This window comes from Streptomyces sp. NEAU-YJ-81, assembly GCF_017592595.1.
Lineage (GTDB): Bacteria > Actinomycetota > Actinomycetes > Streptomycetales > Streptomycetaceae > Streptomyces > Streptomyces hygroscopicus_B.
In genome coordinates, this window is the sequence record NZ_JAGFNO010000003.1 from 555,267 (window position 1) to 572,231 (window position 16,965).

Below are 16,965 nucleotides of genomic sequence, written 5' to 3' on the forward strand. Positions count from 1 at the left end.
GGCACGCGGTGGCATGGCGGTCATCCGCGCGCTCATACGCGACGGCGGCGCGCCTGCCACACCGCCGCGGCGCCGAGCAGGACCACGGCGGCGAGCCCGCCGATCAGCCCGGCGGAGGGGCCACCTGAGCCGCCGTCGTCGCTCGCCTCGCCGCCGTCGCCCTTGGGGGCGGCGTGGGCGTTCCCGGAGGTGGTCACCTTGTCACCGCAGCCCGACTCCGGATATCCGGCGATGGCGCACAGCAGCGCGGCGGAGTTGTAGCGCAGCGGCTTCGCGACCGCGGCGAGCGCCTCCCCGGCGGTGGCGTCCTCGCCGACCTGTGCGCACTCCGTACGGGGCGCGGGCGGCGTCCGGTGGTCGGGCGCGTCGGCGGCCGTGCCGAAGTCGAGGACCACCGCGACGCGTTTGGTGCCGCCCTTGGCCGGGATGTCGGCGCAGACGGCGGTGAAACCGGCCGTGTCACGCGGCCGGGTGGCGTCGTCGGAGTCCTCGCTGACCGCGAACCGGAAACCGATCACGTCACCATCACCGGGCCGCGCCGAGGAGGGCCCCTGGACGGCATAGGTCCAGCCCCCGCCGTCCCAGCCCCGCTGCCAGAACGACCAGTAGCGATACCCGTCGGCAGCCTGCGCGGGCGCGGCGCCGAACATCGCGAACAGCACGAGAACGGGCAGCAGCAGGGCGACGACGGGCAACAGCGGCCGGGCGGCGCGGGGTCGCGGGGCGAAGGGCGCGTGTGTGCGTGGCGTCGAGGCCGCGTACGCGCACCGGACCCACGCCGCGCGGGTGCGCGGGGCCCAGGCCGCGCGGCCCCGTAGGACCCGAGCCGCGCGCGTGCACAGGCCCCATGCCGCGTGCGCGTACCGGACCCACGCCGTGCGAGCGCGCCGCGCCCTAGCCGCGCCGGTGCGCGGGGCCGAAGCCGCCTGGGCGCGCCGCGCCCAAGCCACCTGGGCGCGCGGGGCCGAAGCCTGCGTGTGCGGGGTCGACTTCACGTCCGTGCGCAGGGTCAAAGCTGCCGCCTCTTTCGGCCGCTGAGCAGGAAGCCGATGCCCACGCCCGCGATCGCGCAGACTCCGACGGTCCACCAGACGCCGCCGACCCCGCCGTCGTCGCTCTTCTTCTCGCTCTTCTCGCTCTTGCCGTCCGACTCCGCGCCCGGGGCCGCCGCCTCGGGCTTCGGGCCGGCGGCGTTGAGCTGCTGTACGAGGTCGGCGCCGCCGAAGTCGCGCGGGTTGGCGCCGGCCGCGTGGGCCGCGAGGATCAGCTTGGCGAGTGCGCCCGGGTCGCCCTTGGCCCAGGCCGCCGCGCCGCTGTCCTTGCCCTGCAGCCACTGCAGCGGCTTGCCCGCGGTCGCGCTGTGCTCCCCGGCGGCGAGCGCCACCACCGCGTCGGCGGTGCCGCCGAAGTCGGGCTGGTCCTTGGCGCCGGGCATCGCGGACTTCAGATGCATATCGGTGTCGGACATGACGCGGGAGAGGTGGGCCAGGGCGGCCTCGGCGGCGTCCTTGGGTGAACCGGCTCCATCCGTCCCGCCCGCGCAACGCAGCGGCTTCGGCTCGGCGCCGCCGTCCTTGCCGACCGTCTCGAAGACGAAGCCCTTGCCCTGGGCGGCCAGCGCGGCGCTCGCGGTGGCCAGCTCATTGGCGACGGGCTTGCCCTTGTCCGCGGTGTACGCGAACGCCCCGCGCTCGTCCGCCTTCGCCGAGCACCCGAGCTGCAGTCCGAGCAGCGCGTCGTACGGGCTCTTGCCGCCCTTGGCGTTCAGCTTCGCCGGGTCCTGACCCGTGGCGGCGAAGGCGCCGATCGCCGCCGAGGTGGAGTTGGCGTCGCTCGGCCCGCCCGGGTTCATGCCCCAGCCGCCGTCGTCGTTCTGGTGGCGCTTCAGCCAGCCGATGCCCTTCTCCACGGTGTCGGCGCGGCCGCCCACCGCGGCCAGCGCCTGGATCGCCGCCGCCGTCGCGTCGGTGAACTCGCCCTTCTTCGGGTCGCACGCCTTCGAGGTGTCCGCGCGATACGCCGCGAAGCCGCCGTCCGCGCAGCTCTGCCCGGTCAGCCAGTCGATGGCCGACTTCGCCGGGGTGACGCCCACCGCGTCCTGGGCGAGCAGCGCCAGCGACTGCCGCCACACCCCGTCGAACTTCGGGTCCTTGGCGCCGTAGAGCCCCTCGGAACGCCCGGCCGGGCTGTCATCGGCGACAGCGGCAGGCGCGGCGGCCGCGCCCAGGGCGGCGCACAGGGAAAGAGCCGCCACGCTGCGGCGAATGTTCATGGCTGTGGTGCCTCTCGGTCGGTGGACGGGCGCACGCAGCCGCGCACGGCCGTCCATCCGCGTGCGGAACGCTCCGCGACACGTCTGGCACCCGGCTCAGCTCCGCATACCTCGACGGTGCCGCCACCGGTCCTCCGGCAGCGGGAGCCTGCGTCGTCGCGCCCGCCCGGGTGTTCCGGCTCGTACGCCCCGCGGGGCGCGCTCACGGTTGCGGGTCAGCGCCGGAATCGCACCGGCTTCCCCCGATCGGACGCGTATGAAGTTTACGGACAGCTTATCCGCCGACTTATCGGGCGACGTCAGCCGCCCTCCGTCGGCCTCAGCTCTCCACGGACGCCGCTCGCCGACGCCGGTCGCCCCGGACGAGCGTGAGGCAGCGCGTCGTGGTGCCGTCGTCCTCCTCGATGTCGCGGCGGTGCGCGAAGCCGAGCCGGGTCAGCAGGGCCAGTGACGCGTCGTTGGCCGCTGTGACCGTGGCGTGCACCGCGCTCAGGCCGAGTGCGCCGAGGCCGTGGCCGACGACCGCCTCGGCCAGCTCCGTCCCCAGACCGCGCCCCCACGCCTCCGGCGCCAGCGCGTAGACGATCTCGTGGCCGCCGGTGACCTCGGTCGGCTTGATCTCGGCGTGGCCGACGTACCGGCCGTCCTCGCGGACGGCCCAGACGTCGAACAGCCGCTGGGCGTAGACCTTGGTGAAGATCCGCCCGAACAGCGCCCGGTCCTCCGCCTCCGGAGCGGGCTCTCCGTCTCCCATCCAGCGGGACACCCGCCGGTCCTGGAACAGAGCCACGAAGGCGTCCTCGTCCTCGGGCCGGTACGGCTCGAGCAGCAGGCGCGCGGTGCGCAGCGTCGCGGTCATGCGCCGCGACGCTACGCGGCCGCGCACCACCCGGCAATCCGATAACGCGGGGGGCCGGGGGACAGCGCGCTCTCCGCTACCCGCGGCGCCACCACTGGGCCAGGGACTTCCACCAGCGGCGGCGGGCCTCGTGCTCGGAGCCGGGTTCCGGCGCCGTGGCGGTGGACGCCGTGGCGCTGGACGCCGTGTCGTCCGCCGACGGCGCGGCCTCGGCGGGACCGTCGTGCGGGGAGGTCTCCCCGGCCTGCCCGGTGTTCTCCCCGGCGACCGGCGGTGTGCTGCCCACCGCTCCCGCGCCGGTCGCCGTCGCCGCGGCGACCATCTCGGCCAGCGCCTCATCGGACTTGGCGGCCGTCCGCGGGTAGCGCACCGGCAGCGCGGCCAGGGCCCGGTGGAAGGGTCCGGGCCGCCACTCCAACTGTTCGGCGGGCACGGCCAGTTCGAGGTCGGGGAGCCGATCGAGGAGCTTCTCGATGGCGACGGCGGCGATGACCTGGGCCGGGTCCTTCGCGGGGCAGGTGTGCGGGCCCGCGCTCCACGCCAGATGTGCCCGGTTGCCGCGCCGGTTCGACAGCAGATACGGGTCGTTGTTGGCGGCGGCGAGGCTGATGACGACGGGCTCGCCCTTGGGCAGCCGGTGTCCGTCGACCGTCACATCATGGCGCGGGTAGTGGATGCAGAAGTTGGCCAGCGGCGGGTCCTTCCACAGCACCTCGTTGAGCGCGTCCTCGATCAGCATGGTGCCGCCCGCGAGAGCGCCCGCGAACCGTTCGTCGGACAGCAGGAGCAACAGCCCGTTGCAGATCAGGTTCTGCTGCGGCTGGGTGCCCGCGCCGACGAGGACGACGATCTGGTGGACCAGCTCTTCGTCGGTGAGTTCGGAGGGGTGGGCGATCAGCCAGGACGTCATGTCCGGACCCGGAGTGGCCCGCTTGAGGGCGATGAGCTCGAAGAGGGTCTCCGCGAGGAGCACATTGGCCTGCTCGGAGTCCTCGGTGATGTCGAAGAGCGCCGAGAGCGCCCTGACGAGCTTGTCGCTCAGCTCGGGCGGGCAGCCGAAGAGCTGGTTGAAGACGAGCAGCGGGAGCCGGGCGGAGTACTCCTTGAGCAGATCGGCCTCGCCCTTGGGGCCGAAGAGGTCGATGAGGAAGTCGGCGCTGCGCTCCACGTAGCGGCGCAGCGCGTGGATGTCCAGCCGGTCGAAGGTGTCGGAGATCGCCGCGCGCAGCCGGTGATGTGCCTCGCCGTCGCTGCACAGCGCGTTCGGCCGGTACATCATCATCGGCACGACGGGGTTGTCCAGGGGGATGGTGCCGTCGGCGAGAGCCTGCCAGTGGCGCGCGTCCTTGGAGAACGTCTCGGGGCTGCGCAGGATGTCCAGCGCGGTCTGATAGCTGGTGACGAGCGAGACGGGGACGCCGGGCGACAGCTCCACGGGCGCGATGTGCCCGTGCGCCCGCAGCCGCGCGTAGGTGGCGGCCGGGTCGGCGGCGAACTCGGGGCCGTGCAGCGACTCCAGCCGTTCCCCGGCCGGGGCCTGACCGGAGTGCGCGGGGCAGCCCGGGGGCGGTGTCGGACCGGCTGCCGGATCGGGTGCCGGGGCGGGATCCGGACCTGGAGCCGGGGCGGAATCCGGGCCCGGTATCGCGCTGGAATCCGGACCGGGCGTCGGGCCGGAATCCGGGCCTGGGGTGGGGGCGGAATCGCGGGTGGGGCTCGTCACGCATGCTCCTGCTGATACGGGGGTGGGTGCGCCGGAGCGGGTAAGGCTAGCTTCCGGTCAGGGCGACCCGCACCCCCATCCGTCACTCAAATCGCTTGGTACGTCACGGGATCGCTGCCCGGCACCGCTTCCGCCCGGCCCAGCTTCACCAGCCGGCGCAGATGCGCCTCCGCCTCCGAGACCGCGATGTTGCGGGAGCCGTAGGGGATCTGCTCCCAGGGGCGGTTCCACTCCATGGATTCGGCGAGCTGCCACGGGGTGAGCGGGGTGGTGAGCAGGGCCCGCAGCCCGGCCAGCCGCTCCTCGTGGTGGCTCAGCAGCGCGCGCACCCGCGCCGGGGCGTCGGTGAAGGCGTACTGATGGGCGGGGAGCACCTCGGCCGGGGCGAGGGCGGCGACGCGTTCGAGGGAGTCGAGGTAGTCGCCGAGGGGGTCGATGACGGTCGTGTCGTCGGGGTCCTCGTAGAGCCCGATATGGGGGGTGATCTCGGGCAGCAGATGGTCACCGGAGAAGAGGCGGCCATGGCCGGGCATGCCCTCGCCGGCCGCCGGGTGGGCCTCTTCGAGGTGGAGGCAGACATGGCCGGGGGTGTGGCCGGGGGTCCAGACGGCGCGCAGCCGGCGGCCCGGCAGATCGAGGAGCTCACCGGGGACGATCTCGCGGTCGGGGAGGGCGGCCCGCTGCCCCGGGAGGCCCGTGCGGCCGGACACGCGGCTGGCGCGCAGCGGGGCCAGATGCTCCTCGGGCGCCCCGGCCGCGCTGAGCTTCTCCTCCAGGTAGACGAGCCAGCGGGAGGGCTCGGCTTCGCGGGTGCGCCGGACGACCTGGGCGTCGGCGGCGTGCATCGCGATCCACGCCCCGGACGCCTCCCGCACCTGGCCGGACAGCCCGTGGTGGTCGGGGTGGTGATGGGTGACGAGGACGCCGTGGACATCGGAGACGGAGGTGCCGCATGCGGCGAGCCCGGCGGTGAGGGTGTCCCAGGCCGTGGGGTCGTCCCAGCCGGTGTCGATCAGGACCGGGCCGCGGTCGGTGTCGAGAAGGTGGACCAGGGTGTGCCCGAGCGGATTGTCGGGGATCGGGACCGGGATGCTCCACACTCCGCCGCCGTGCTCGGTCACCCGCGTCACCTGCGCCATCGGCTCCCCCTCTCCTCGACACAAGCATTGCCCACTATAGCTGGAACTGGTATCAGTTCTGATGCAGCGTCAGATATTGGCGGCCCCGGGTTCGGGCGAGCTGTCGGCCCCGGATCGGGCGAGCCAGTGGCGGTCCCGCGATCGGGCGAGCCGCTGGCGGTCCCGAGTGCGGGCCGCCTGTCGGCGGCCCCGGGCGCGGGCCAGCCGGACGTACCCCTCAGTCATCGGCCGGAGGCAAACGATGGGCGATCTCATCGAGCACGGGCAGCTCTTCATCGGCGGCACGCTGACCGACCCGGCGGGCGACGACACCATCGAGGTCGTCTCGCCCCACACCGAGGAGGTCATCGGCCGGGTGCCACACGCCGCGCGCGGCGATGTGGACCGGGCGGTCGCGGTGGCGCGGACGGCGTTCGACGAGGGCCCCTGGCCCCGGATGAGCGTGGCCGAGCGGATCGCGGTGGTCACCCGGATCAAGGACGCCATCGCCGTACGCCATGAGGAGATCGCCCGGGTCATCAGCGCGCAGAACGGCTCCCCGTACTCCTGGAGTGTCCTCGCCCAGGCGCTCGGCGCGATGATGGTGTGGGACGCGGCCATCACCGTGGCCCGCGACTTCGGCTACGAGGAGCGGCGGGCCGGGGTGCTCGGCCCGCTGCTGGTGCGGCGGGAGCCGGTCGGGGTGGTCGCGGCCGTGGTGCCGTGGAACGTGCCGCAGTTCGTGGCCGCCGCGAAACTGGCACCCGCGCTGCTCGCCGGGTGCTCGGTGATCCTCAAACCGTCCCCCGAGACGCCGCTGGACTCCTACATCCTGGCGGAGATCGCGGCCGAGGCGGGGCTGCCCGAGGGGGTGCTGTCGATCCTTCCGGCCGACCGCGAGGTCAGCGAGTATCTGGTCGGCCACCCGGGCGTGGACAAGGTGTCGTTCACCGGGTCGGTCGCGGCCGGCAAGCGGGTGATGGAGGTCGCCTCGCGCCATCTGACCCGGGTCACACTGGAGTTGGGCGGCAAGTCGGCCGCGGTGATCCTGCCGGACGCGGATCTGGAGGCGGCCGTCGCCGGGATCGTGCCCAACGCCTGGATGAACAACGGCCAGGCGTGTGTGGCCCAGACCCGGATCCTCGCCCCGCGCAGCCACTACGACGAGATCGCCGAGCGCTTCGCCGCCGCCGCCTCCGCCCTGGTCGTCGGCGACCCGCTGGATCCGGCCACCCAGGTCGGGCCACTGGTGGCGCGGCGGCAGCAGAAGCGGTCGCTGGACTACATCGCACTGGGGCAGCGGGAGGGCGCCAAGGTGCTGACCGGCGGTGGCCGTCCGGAGGCCCTGGCCACCGGCTGGTATGTGGAGCCCACGCTCTTCGGCGATGTCGGCAACGGCATGCGGATCGCCCGTGAGGAGATCTTCGGCCCGGTGATCTGTCTGCTGCCGTACGGGGACGAGGAGGAGGCGGCCCGGATCGCCAATGACTCCGACTACGGGCTCTCCGGCTCCGTGTGGACGGCGGACGTCGGGCACGGCATCGACTTCGCGCGGCGCATCCGCACCGGCACCTACTCGGTCAACACCTTCAGCCTCGACATGCTCGGGCCGTTCGGCGGCTACAAGAACTCCGGTCTGGGCCGGGAGTTCGGCCCGGAGGGGTTCGCCGCGTATCTGGAGCACAAGATGATCCACCTGCCCCAGGGCTGGGACGGGGAGACGGACTGATGGGGGACCGCTGGCGGATCGAGGTGGACCGGGCCGTGTGCATCGGCTCGGGGATGTGCGTGAGCACCGCGCCGGGCGGCTTCCGGCTCGACGGGGCGCGGCAGTCGCATCCCGTCGAGACGGAGGCCGATGCTTCCGAGGCGGTGCTCGCGGCGGCCGAGGGCTGCCCGGTCGAGGCGATCGCCCTGCGCCTGTCGGACACCGGTGAACAGGTCTTTCCCCCTGACGAGTAGCGGCTCCCCCAGCCGCCGTCGGCAGGGGTCAGACCCAGCCCTCGCACTGGGATATCCGTATGGCGTCCACGCGGTTGCGCGCCCCGGTCTTCCGGGTGATCGCGGCCAGGTAGTTGCGGATCGTCCCGGTGGACAGATGGAGCGTACGGGCGATCTCCGGGATGGAGGCGCCGTCGGCGGCCAGGGACAGCACGCCCAGCTCACGCTCGGTCAGTGGGATCTTGGCCGCCTGGAGGAAGCCGTAGCCCAGCGCGTCGTCGACATAGCGCTCCTTCCGTGCCACCCGCCGGATGGCCTCGATCAGCCGCTGCGGTGGGGCGTCCTTGTCGACGTATCCCAGTGCCCGGGCCTCATGGGCGCGGCGCAGTGGGCCCGGCCGCTCCGAGTTGACCAGCACCAGAAGCCCGCAGTCCCCGCCCTGCCCAGAGGCGGAGGCGACGAACTTCCCCCACTCGCCCTTGCGTGCCGCCTTGTCGGCCGCTGGGCAGTCCGTGTCCACCACGCACACCTGCGGCACCAAGGAACGGGCCTTGCTACGCGCGTCACGCCAGGCACACGCGGCTGCCTCGATGTCTGGTTCGGCCCCTATCACCGAGGCCAGGGCCGATCTCAGCAGCCCTGACTCGTGTACCAGAAGTAACCTGATCACGAACTTCTCCACCCCCCACGATGCGTTCTCTCGTCGCGCGCCGTTGTCGCTCTGTCGCGCGCCGTTCATGAATACCGGGATTGGGCAGAGCGTGAACGCGGAATTTGAGCCAAGAGGGGGCGTGAGGGCGCACAATCCACGTCCGGAAGCTCGAAGGGGCGCAAGAACTGGCCCATGCGCCCCTGTTGTGCGGTACGCCGCCCGGCTATCGGACGACCCGGCCCGGTACGCCGCCCGGCTACCCGGCCGGGGCGGGCGCCGTGAGGTCGATCAGACGGCAGACGGTCTCGATGTCGATCTTGACCTGGGCGATCGAGGCGCGCCCCGACAGCCAGGTGATCAGCGCCGAATGCCAGGTGTGCTCGATGACGCGGACCGCGGAGAGCTGCTCGGGCGTCGGGGAGTCATCCAGGCCCATGGCGTCCAGGATGATCGCGGTGGTGAGCCGGGAGACCGTGTCCACCTCCGGGCTGACCGACCGGTCGGCGAAGGTAAGGGCGCGCACCATCGCGTCGGCCAGATGGGGTTCGCGCTGCAGGGCGCGGAAGGCGCGCATCAGGGTCTGGGCGACCCGGGCGGCCGGCTCCTCCTCGGTCGGCGGGCGCTTGCGCAGCGTCTCATGCATATGCTGCAGCTGGTCCTGCATCGTCGCGACCAGCAGATGGACCTTGGAGGGGAAGTAGCGGTAGAGGGTGCCGAGCGCCACCCCGGAGTTCTCCGCGACCTCGCGCATCTGGACCGCGTCGAAACCGCCTCGGCTGGCCAACCGGGCGCTGGCGTGCAGGATGCGCCGGCGGCGCGCTTCCTGTCGCTCGGTCAGCTGCAGGGCGGCTGGCTTGACTTCTGCGGTCATTTGTCCCACTTCGAATGTGTTGCGTGTGCGGGTCGACGGCAAGCGGACACCGTGCATGATCGCAGGACCGGCCCGGGCCTGCGAGTCACTGGAACTCGTTCTAGGCTAGCGCGGGTCCTCCCCGAAGCGCCCGTGTCCGCGCAGTTGAGGCAGGTTGCTGTCGCGGCAGTTGGGCCGGGTTGTCGCCGCGCAGCGCTCGCGGGCGGGTCGGCCGGTGGCCCGCCCGGTGCACACGCCCATTGCCAACTTCTCCCCGGCATCTTGGCTACCGAGTGGTAGGGATCACCTGCCCCGGCCCTGGAGCGGCCATGCGGGGCAGGTATCTTCGTGACTCCTCAGGGGATGCGCTAGTGGAACTTGTTCTAGATAAACGGAAGCGGATACGCTCCCGCTGAACTGCACCAAGGAGGGGGCGCGAGTGACCGCAGAGGCCGCGCAGGAGACCGGGGCCGACCCGCTTCGAGCAGCACCCCCCACCGCCACCGACGAACGGCCGCTGCGCATCGCCCTGCTCAGCTACAAGGGGAATCCATTCTGCGGGGGCCAGGGCGTCTATGTGCGCCATCTCTCCCGGGAGCTCGCCCGGCTCGGCCACACCGTCGAGGTCATCGGCGCCCAGCCGTATCCGGTGCTGGACGCCGGGGAGGGCGTCACCCTCACCGAGCTGCCCAGCCTCGACCTCTACCGCCAGCCCGACCCGTTCCGTACGCCCCGGCGCGAGGAGTACCGGGACTGGGTCGACGCCCTGGAGGTCTCCACCATGTGGACCGGCGGCTTCCCCGAGCCGCTCACCTTCAGCCTGCGCGCCCGCCGCCATCTCGCCGCGCGCCCCGGCCAGTTCGACGTCGTCCACGACAACCAGACCCTGGGATACGGGCTGCTGGGCCTGGAGCGGCTCGGCTTCCCGCTGGTCACCACCATCCACCACCCCATCACCGTCGACCGGCAGCTCGAGCTGGACGCCGCCGACGGCTGGAAGCGCCGGTTCTCCGTGCGCCGCTGGTACGGCTTCACCCGGATGCAGAAGCGGGTGGCCCGGCGGCTGCCCTCGGTGCTCACCGTATCCGGCTCCTCCCGCCGGGAGATCGTCGAGGACCTCGGAGTGCGGCCGGACCGGATCCACGTGGTGCACATCGGCGCGGACACCGGGCTGTTCTCGCCCGACCCCGCCGTCCCCGTGACCCCCGGGCGCATCGTCACCACATCGAGCGCGGATGTGCCGCTCAAGGGCCTGGTGTATCTGATCGAGGCGCTCGCCAAGGTCCGCGCCGAGAACCCCGAGGCCCATCTGGTCGTCGTCGGCAAGCGGCCGCAGGAGGGACCGGTGGCCACCACCATGGCGCGCCACGGACTCGAGGACGCCGTCGAGTTCGTCAAGGGCATCAGCGACGCCGAACTGGTGGACCTGGTGCGCGGCGCCCAGATCGCCTGTGTGCCCTCGCTGTACGAGGGGTTCTCGCTGCCCGCCGCCGAGGCCATGGCCACCGGCACCCCGCTGGTCGCCACCACCGGCGGCGCGATCCCCGAGGTCGCCGGACCCGACGGCGAGACCTGCCTGGCCGTACCGCCCGGCGACGCCGACGCGCTCGCCGCGGCCCTGATCCGGCTGCTGGGCGACGCCGACCTCAGACGACGGCTGGGCGCCGCGGGCCGTGAACGGGTGCTGCGCCGCTTCACCTGGGAACAGGCCGCGCGCGGCACCGTCGAGCAGTACCGCCGGGCCATCGGCGCATCCGCGCCGGCCGCCCGCCGCTGAGCCCCGCCCCCTGCCCCCTCCCGCCCCACGAACCCGCCGGACGAAAGCAGACCCCCGTGCTGACCGTCGATTTCTCCCGCTTCCCCCTCGCCGTCGGCGATCGCGTCCTCGACCTCGGCTGCGGCGCCGGCCGGCACGCCTTCGAGTGCTACCGGCGCGGCGCCCAGGTCGTCGCGCTCGACCAGAACGGCGAGGAGATACGCGAGGTCGCCAAGTGGTTCGCCGCCATGAAGGAGGCCGGTGAGGCCCCGGCGGGCGCCACGGCCACCGCCATGGAGGGCGACGCCCTCGCGCTGCCCTTCCCCGACGACAGCTTCGACGTGGTCATCATCTCCGAGGTGATGGAGCACATACCCGACGACAAGGGCGTGCTCGCCGAGATGGTGCGGGTGCTCAGGCCCGGCGGCCGGATCGCCGTCACCGTGCCGCGCTACGGCCCCGAGAAGGTCTGCTGGGCGCTGTCGGACGCCTACCACGAGGTCGAGGGCGGTCATATCCGCATCTACCGCGCCGATGAGCTGCTGGAGAAGATGCGCGAGGCCGGGCTGCGGCCGTACGGCACCCATCACGCACACGCGCTGCACAGCCCGTACTGGTGGCTCAAGTGCGCGTTCGGGGTCGACAACGACAAGGCGCTGCCGGTGCGCGCGTACCACAAGCTGCTGGTGTGGGACATCATGAAGAAGCCGCTGGCCACCCGCGTCGCCGAGCGCGCGCTGAACCCGATCGTCGGCAAGAGCTTCGTGGCCTACGCGACCAAGCCCCACACCCCGCGTGAGGACCAGGCGTGACGGCGCTCGGACCGCGCCCCGGCCCCCGGACCGAACGGCTCGCGCTGCCCGGCGTGCTCAGCCCCGAGCAGGTGCTGCGCACGGTCGAGGGCATCGCCGCCGTTCAGCACGCGGACGGCGCCATACCGTGGTTCCGCGGCCACCACCTCGACCCCTGGGACCACATCGAGGCCGCGATGGCGCTGGACGCGGCGGGCGAGCACGAGCACGCCACGGCCGCCTACCGGTGGCTGGTCCGGCACCAGAACCCCGACGGCTCCTGGTACGCGGCCTACCCCGACACCCCGGACGGCGTGGCCGCCGCCGACCCCACCGACCGCGGCCGCGAGTCCAACTTCTGCGCCTACGTCGCGGTCGGCGCCTGGCACCACTACCTCTCCACCGGCGACGACGCCTTCCTCGACGGGATCTGGCCCACCGTCTTCGCCGCCATCGAGTTCGTCCTCGGGATGCAGCAGAGCGGCGGCCAGATCGGCTGGCGGCGCGCCGCCGACGGCACCATCGACCCCGACGCCCTGCTGACCGGCTCCTCCTCCGTCTACCAGGCGCTGCGCTGCGCCCTGGCCATCGCCGAGCACCGCGAGGAGCCCCAGCCCGACTGGGAGCTGTCGGCGGGGCTGCTCGGCCACGCCATCCGCCACCACCCCGAGCGGTTCCTCGACAAGCGCCGCTACTCGATGGACTGGTACTACCCGGTCCTCGGCGGCGCGCTGACCGGCGCCGCCGCCAAGGAGCGCATCGAGGAGGGCTGGGACCGCTTCGTGGTCCCGGGGCTCGGGGTGCGCTGTGTCTCGCCCAACCCCTGGGTCACCGGCGGCGAGAGCTGTGAACTGGCGCTCGCGCTCTGGGCGATGGGGGAGTCCGACCACGCGGTGGACATCCTGCGCTGGATCCAGTCGCCGCTGCGGGCCGAGGACGGGCTGTACTGGACGGGCTACGTCTTCGAGGACGACGCGGTCTGGCCGGAGGAGCGCACCACCTGGACGGCCGGGTCGCTGCTGCTCGCCGTCGCGGCACTGGGCGGCGACGAGGCGACCACCGCCGTCTTCGGCGGCGAGGGCCTGCCGCGCGGGCTGGACTCGGACTGCTGCGGTTAGGCGGTGGCCGGCGGAGCGTGACGCCTGCGGCGGGCTGCTCCCCTCCCCTCCCCGCCCCTTCCCACACCACCGATATGCGGAGCCGCTCCGCTGGAAGTGCCCCGACCTGCCGTCGATCGTCCGCGGCGCCGTCGTGGCCGGTCGCCCCCACGCGGCGGAGCCGCACATCGACACAGCCCCGCTCCCCTTCGGGGCGCATCGATATGCGGCTCCGCCGCGTGCGGGGCTTCGCCCGTGGACCTCGGGGGTCTGGGGCGGAGCCCCCACGCGGCGGAGCCGCATATCGATAGGTGTCGGGAAGGGGCGGGGAGGGGGAGCGGCCCGCCGCAGGCGTCACGGTCCGTCGGAACCCCTAGCCCCGGCGGAGCCGCCCGGCGATGGCGTGGCCGATGAACAGGTACACCACGGCCGGCAGGCCGTAGTTGAGGACGGTCCGGAGCCAGTCCGTGTCCATGGTGAACAGGTCATGGGACCAGCTCGCGAGCCAGCTCGCCGCGTCATGGACCACCGTGACGAGGTCGTTGGCGCGGTTGGCGTCGAGAAGGGCGAACAGAATCCAGAGGCCGAGGATGACGGCCACGACGTCCGCGACGACCGCCACGACGGTCGCCGCCTGGTTGCTTCCGTGGCGATAACTTCGTGACATGCCTCACGTGTTGCCCGCCTCCGCGGAGCCAAACTACGGCGTGGCCGCACACCCGTACGACGCGCTCAGCCCGCCAGCTCCGCCAGCACCCGCAGCGTCCGCGGATCCGGCGCCAGCGCCAGCAGATCCGTGATCGGGCCCTTGCGCCACAACTCCAGCCGCTCCGCGATCCGTTCACGCGGCCCGACCAGCGAGATCTCATCGGCGAACGCGTCCGGCACCGCGTCGATCGCCTCCGCGCGCCGGCCCGCCAGGAACAGCTCCTGCACCCGGTGCGCCTCGGCCTCGTAGCCGAAGCGGGCCATCAGATCGGCGTGGAAATTGCGCGCCGCGTGACCCATACCGCCGATGTAGAAGCCGAGCATCGCCTTTACCGGCTTCAGCCCCTCCGCCACATCGGTGCACACCCGTACCTGTGTCATCGGCGCCACCATGAAGCCGTCCCGGGCCTCGGTCAGCGTCTCCTGATAGAGCTCCGTCCGCGACGGAGACCAGTACAGCGGCAGCCAGCCGTCCGCGATGCGCACCGTCTGCGCGATGTTCTTCGGCCCCTCCGCCCCGAGCAGCACCGGCAGATCGGCACGGAGCGGATGGACGATGGGCTTCAGCGGTTTGCCGAGACCGGTGGCGTCCGGACCGGCGTACGGATGCGGGTGGTAGCGCCCGTCGAGCCGCACCGGCGCCGCACGGCCCAGCACCTGCCGGATGACCTCGACATACTCACGGGTCGCCGTCAGCGGGCTCTTGGGGAACGGGCGTCCGTACCAGCCCTCGACAACCTGCGGGCCGGACAGCCCCAGCCCCAGCATCATCCGGCCGCCGGAGAGATGGTCCAGAGTGAGCGCCTGCATCGCGGTGGCGGTGGGGGTGCGGGCGGCCATCTGCGCGACCGCCGTGCCGAGCGCGATCCGGGTGGTGTGCGCGGCGAGCCAGGTGAGCGGGGTGAAGGCGTCCGAGCCCCAGGACTCGGCGGTCCACACCGAGTGGTAGCCCAGCCGCTCCGCCTCCTGGGCGAGTTCCAGATGGCGGGGGTCGGGGCCGCGGCCCCAGTAGCCGAGCGCCAGACCGAGCCGCATGGAAGCCCCCTCGTTCCGCCGGACAGGGTGGAGAGGCGGCTGACGGCAGGTCAGCCGCACCGGCCGGACTGTACGGGCCGGGGGCGCACATGGCAACGGCCCCTCGCCCGAGCGTTACGGGCGAGGGGCCGTGGGCCGCGTAGGCGACGCGCGCGGGCGCGTCTACGGAACGCGTGCGGCGGGTGTCAGCCGCGCTGGATCCCCGTGGTGTCCTGCAGCACGCCGCGACGGCCGTCCTGCGTCTGGGCGACCAGCGCCTGACCGCGCTGCTCCACCGCGAGGTACCAGGTGCCGGGGGCCAGTTCGGCGATGGTGCTCGACGAACCGTCCTCGGCGTACAGCGGACGGGCCACCGGCACCGCGAACCAGAACGGGGCGAAGTCCCCGCCGCCCGAGGGCGCCGGAGCCGGGGCCGGGGCCGGCTGGCCGCCGAAGGGCTGGCCGGGCTGCGGCTGCCCCGGCTGCGGCTGACCGGGCTGGGCGCCGTACGGCGCGGGGGCGCCGGGCTGGGCACCACCCGGGTAGCCGTACCCCGGCTGCGGGCCCTGGGCGCCGTACGGGGCCGGGGCCGGGCCGGAGGCGTTCACCAGCGGGGCCTTCAGGGCCGGGACGCGCTGGGTGAGCAGCGCGACCGCCGCCATCGCCAGCGTGCCGATCAGGCCGAGGATCTGTCCGACGCCCTTGTCGACCCCCTCCGGGCCACCGATGATCGTCCACAGCGAGCTCCAGGCCGCGAAGACCGCGAGCGCCGTGCCCCACTGGTCGAGCGAGAGCCCGAAGAGGTTGCGGCCCGCGGGCTGGAAACGAGCGGAGACGATGAGCACCGCGGCGATCACGCCGGCAAGGAAGATCGACGGCAGTACGGGGAAGAAGTCGGACTTCCATCCGTTCTCACCGGCGTCCTTGCAGAAGCTGCTGCCGCCGCAGTCGATGGTGTAGAAGTCGAGGAAGGAGGCGATGAACAGCAGCACCGCTGCTCCGATCACCACGCCGTCGCCTCGAGTGAGCGAGCGGATGTTCAACGTGAGGTCCTTTGTCGGTTTCGTCTTAACGTAGCGCTGCCGCCAGGCGCGTGGCGCGAAGGCGTCGGGGGTGGGCCCCATCGTACGGGTGAATCTGCCTGCGGAGACCGAGGGTGTCCCATCGGTATCCCGCTCGTGACCTCCCGTTCGGTTGTGGAAGCGCTACTCGCTCAAGAAGTCCGTAATGCCCTGTGCGACACCGTCCGCCGCGCGCTCGCGCCAAGCCTTGTCGGTCAGTTCGGCGGCGTCCTGGGAGTCGCGCATATTGCCGCACTCGATGAACACCTTGGGGACGGTGGAGAGGTTGAGCCCGCCCAGATCGCCCCGGACGTCCAGCCCGCTGCCGTTGCCGATGTACTGCGCGGGCTCGCTGCCGGTGGCCTTCGCGAACCGGCTGAGGAGCCGCTCGCCGAGCCGGCGGGAGGGGGCGGTGATGGCGGAGGTGTCCGCGCCCCCGCCCCGTACGGACTTGGGCAGGATCACATGGAAGCCGCGCTCCCCGGCGGCCGCGCCGTCCGCGTGCACGGAGACCACGGCGTCGGCGTGGGCCTTGTTCCCGATCTCCGCACGCTCGTCCACACACGGCCCGTAAGGCCGGTCGCCGTCCTGGGTGAACCGCACCGCGGCGCCGCGCGCTTCGAGCAGGGTGCGGGCGCGGCGCGCCACATCGAGGGTGAAGGACGCCTCGGCATAGCCGGAGTTGGTGGCCGTGCCGGTGGTGTCGCACTCCTTCTCTTCTGTGCCGATGTCCACGAGCCGGGCGATCTGCGAGGTGTGGTCGCGGTTGTTCGGATTGTGGCCGGGGTCGATGACCACGACCTTGCCCTCGAGGGGCTTTCCGGACGGTTCCCCTGACTGCTTTCCGGACGGCGTCGGCGACGAGGGCGCGGCGGGCGCGCCGGACGACGGGGGCGAGGGGGAGGACGTCGAGGAGGTCGTGGGCGCGCCCGCCCCGTCCGCGCCGTCGTCCTTCGAACCGCCCAGCGAACTCCATATCAGCCAGCCGGCGAAACAGGCAGGTATCAGCGCCGCCAGAACGATGGCGAGGGTGCCGCCGCGGCGACCGGGCTCAGGAGGAAAGCTGCCGTTGGACACGCGGGCGATGGTAGCGGCCCGACCGATGCGCCAAGGCCGCCGGGAC

At 72.7% G+C, this 16,965-nt stretch carries 16 protein-coding genes and 1 riboswitch; of the genes, 5 read left to right on the forward strand and 11 right to left on the reverse strand.

Annotated features, from left to right (window positions below; genetic code table 11):
* Positions 1-32: 32 nt before the first annotated feature.
* The 5 genes from J5X86_RS10915 to J5X86_RS10935 all read right to left on the reverse strand — a co-directional run bounded on the left by J5X86_RS10915 (position 33) and on the right by J5X86_RS10935 (position 5,993).
* Positions 33-650 carry an SCO2322 family protein gene (locus J5X86_RS10915; RefSeq protein WP_243980099.1) on the reverse strand — a complete coding sequence of 206 codons (618 nt, stop codon included), beginning with the start codon at positions 648-650 and terminating at the stop codon, positions 33-35.
* A gap of 359 nt (positions 651-1,009) precedes the next feature.
* Positions 1,010-2,272 (reverse strand): prenyltransferase/squalene oxidase repeat-containing protein, encoded by a 1,263-nt coding sequence (locus J5X86_RS10920; protein WP_208516511.1) that lies wholly within the window; start codon positions 2,270-2,272, stop codon positions 1,010-1,012.
* Between the two features lie 168 nt (positions 2,273-2,440).
* Positions 2,441-2,515, reverse strand: a riboswitch (cobalamin riboswitch).
* 76 nt (positions 2,516-2,591) lie between these two features.
* Entirely contained in the window at positions 2,592-3,131 is a 540-nt protein-coding gene (locus J5X86_RS10925) for a GNAT family N-acetyltransferase (protein ID WP_208516512.1), read from the reverse strand.
* 76 nt (positions 3,132-3,207) lie between these two features.
* Positions 3,208-4,854, reverse strand: a complete 1,647-nt coding sequence (locus J5X86_RS10930; protein WP_208516513.1) for a cytochrome P450 — start codon at positions 4,852-4,854, stop codon at positions 3,208-3,210.
* Positions 4,855-4,940: 86 nt separating this feature from the next.
* Positions 4,941-5,993: an MBL fold metallo-hydrolase gene (locus J5X86_RS10935; RefSeq protein WP_208516514.1), complete on the reverse strand. Its 1,053-nt coding sequence runs from the start codon at positions 5,991-5,993 to the stop codon at positions 4,941-4,943.
* 241 nt (positions 5,994-6,234) lie between these two features.
* Between J5X86_RS10935 and J5X86_RS10940 the strand changes: the two genes are divergently transcribed.
* Positions 6,235-7,701: an aldehyde dehydrogenase gene (locus J5X86_RS10940; protein WP_208516515.1), complete on the forward strand. Its 1,467-nt coding sequence runs from the start codon at positions 6,235-6,237 to the stop codon at positions 7,699-7,701.
* Positions 7,701-7,934: a ferredoxin gene (locus tag J5X86_RS10945; protein ID WP_208516516.1), complete on the forward strand. Its 234-nt coding sequence runs from the start codon at positions 7,701-7,703 to the stop codon at positions 7,932-7,934. Before J5X86_RS10940 ends, J5X86_RS10945 begins: the two co-directional genes overlap by 1 nt.
* 28 nt (positions 7,935-7,962) lie before the next feature.
* Here J5X86_RS10945 and J5X86_RS10950 read toward each other — a convergent pair whose 3' ends face one another.
* Positions 7,963-8,583: a response regulator transcription factor gene (locus J5X86_RS10950; protein ID WP_208516517.1), complete on the reverse strand. Its 621-nt coding sequence runs from the start codon at positions 8,581-8,583 to the stop codon at positions 7,963-7,965.
* Positions 8,584-8,821: 238 nt separating this feature from the next.
* A complete protein-coding gene (locus J5X86_RS10955) occupies positions 8,822-9,436 on the reverse strand; it encodes a TetR family transcriptional regulator (protein ID WP_078641115.1) in 615 nt (204 codons plus the stop codon).
* Between the two features lie 418 nt (positions 9,437-9,854).
* Here J5X86_RS10955 and J5X86_RS10960 point away from each other — a divergent pair, with 418 nt between their 5' ends.
* The 3 genes from J5X86_RS10960 to J5X86_RS10970 are packed head-to-tail and all read left to right on the forward strand — an operon-like array spanning position 9,855 to position 13,080.
* Positions 9,855-11,192, forward strand: coding sequence for a glycosyltransferase family 4 protein (locus J5X86_RS10960; protein ID WP_208516518.1), 1,338 nt, complete (start codon positions 9,855-9,857; stop codon positions 11,190-11,192).
* A 56-nt stretch (positions 11,193-11,248) separates the two neighbouring features.
* Entirely contained in the window at positions 11,249-11,983 is a 735-nt protein-coding gene (locus J5X86_RS10965; RefSeq protein ID WP_208516519.1) for a class I SAM-dependent methyltransferase, read from the forward strand.
* Positions 11,980-13,080, forward strand: a complete 1,101-nt coding sequence (locus J5X86_RS10970; RefSeq protein WP_208516520.1) for a prenyltransferase — start codon at positions 11,980-11,982, stop codon at positions 13,078-13,080. Before J5X86_RS10965 ends, J5X86_RS10970 begins: the two co-directional genes overlap by 4 nt.
* A gap of 352 nt (positions 13,081-13,432) precedes the next feature.
* Here the strand turns inward: J5X86_RS10970 and J5X86_RS10975 are convergent, their stop codons facing one another.
* From J5X86_RS10975 to J5X86_RS10990, 4 genes are all read right to left on the reverse strand, one after another.
* On the reverse strand, positions 13,433-13,726 hold the full coding sequence (locus tag J5X86_RS10975; protein WP_208516521.1) for a hypothetical protein: 294 nt from the start codon (positions 13,724-13,726) through the stop codon (positions 13,433-13,435).
* Positions 13,727-13,791: 65 nt separating this feature from the next.
* Positions 13,792-14,802 (reverse strand): LLM class F420-dependent oxidoreductase, encoded by a 1,011-nt coding sequence (locus tag J5X86_RS10980; protein WP_208516522.1) that lies wholly within the window; start codon positions 14,800-14,802, stop codon positions 13,792-13,794.
* A gap of 185 nt (positions 14,803-14,987) precedes the next feature.
* Positions 14,988-15,824: a DUF5336 domain-containing protein gene (locus tag J5X86_RS10985; RefSeq protein ID WP_208516523.1), complete on the reverse strand. Its 837-nt coding sequence runs from the start codon at positions 15,822-15,824 to the stop codon at positions 14,988-14,990.
* 162 nt (positions 15,825-15,986) lie between these two features.
* On the reverse strand, positions 15,987-16,919 hold the full coding sequence (locus J5X86_RS10990; protein WP_208516524.1) for an N-acetylmuramoyl-L-alanine amidase: 933 nt from the start codon (positions 16,917-16,919) through the stop codon (positions 15,987-15,989).
* Positions 16,920-16,965: the final 46 nt, after the last annotated feature.

What these genes read in the sequence shown, in the direction of transcription:
- J5X86_RS10915 (WP_243980099.1), bottom strand. Translation starts at nt 650, where the DNA reads ATGTTCGGCGCCGCGCCCGCGCAGGCTGCCGACGGGTATCGCTACTGG.
- J5X86_RS10920 (WP_208516511.1), bottom strand. Translation starts at nt 2,272, where the DNA reads ATGAACATTCGCCGCAGCGTGGCGGCTCTTTCCCTGTGCGCCGCCCTG.
- J5X86_RS10925 (WP_208516512.1), bottom strand. Translation starts at nt 3,131, where the DNA reads ATGACCGCGACGCTGCGCACCGCGCGCCTGCTGCTCGAGCCGTACCGG.
- J5X86_RS10935 (WP_208516514.1), bottom strand. Translation starts at nt 5,993, where the DNA reads ATGGCGCAGGTGACGCGGGTGACCGAGCACGGCGGCGGAGTGTGGAGC.
- J5X86_RS10940 (WP_208516515.1), top strand. Translation starts at nt 6,235, where the DNA reads ATGGGCGATCTCATCGAGCACGGGCAGCTCTTCATCGGCGGCACGCTG.
- J5X86_RS10945 (WP_208516516.1), top strand. Translation starts at nt 7,701, where the DNA reads ATGGGGGACCGCTGGCGGATCGAGGTGGACCGGGCCGTGTGCATCGGC.
- J5X86_RS10955 (WP_078641115.1), bottom strand. Translation starts at nt 9,436, where the DNA reads ATGACCGCAGAAGTCAAGCCAGCCGCCCTGCAGCTGACCGAGCGACAG.
- J5X86_RS10975 (WP_208516521.1), bottom strand. Translation starts at nt 13,726, where the DNA reads ATGTCACGAAGTTATCGCCACGGAAGCAACCAGGCGGCGACCGTCGTG.
- J5X86_RS10980 (WP_208516522.1), bottom strand. Translation starts at nt 14,802, where the DNA reads ATGCGGCTCGGTCTGGCGCTCGGCTACTGGGGCCGCGGCCCCGACCCC.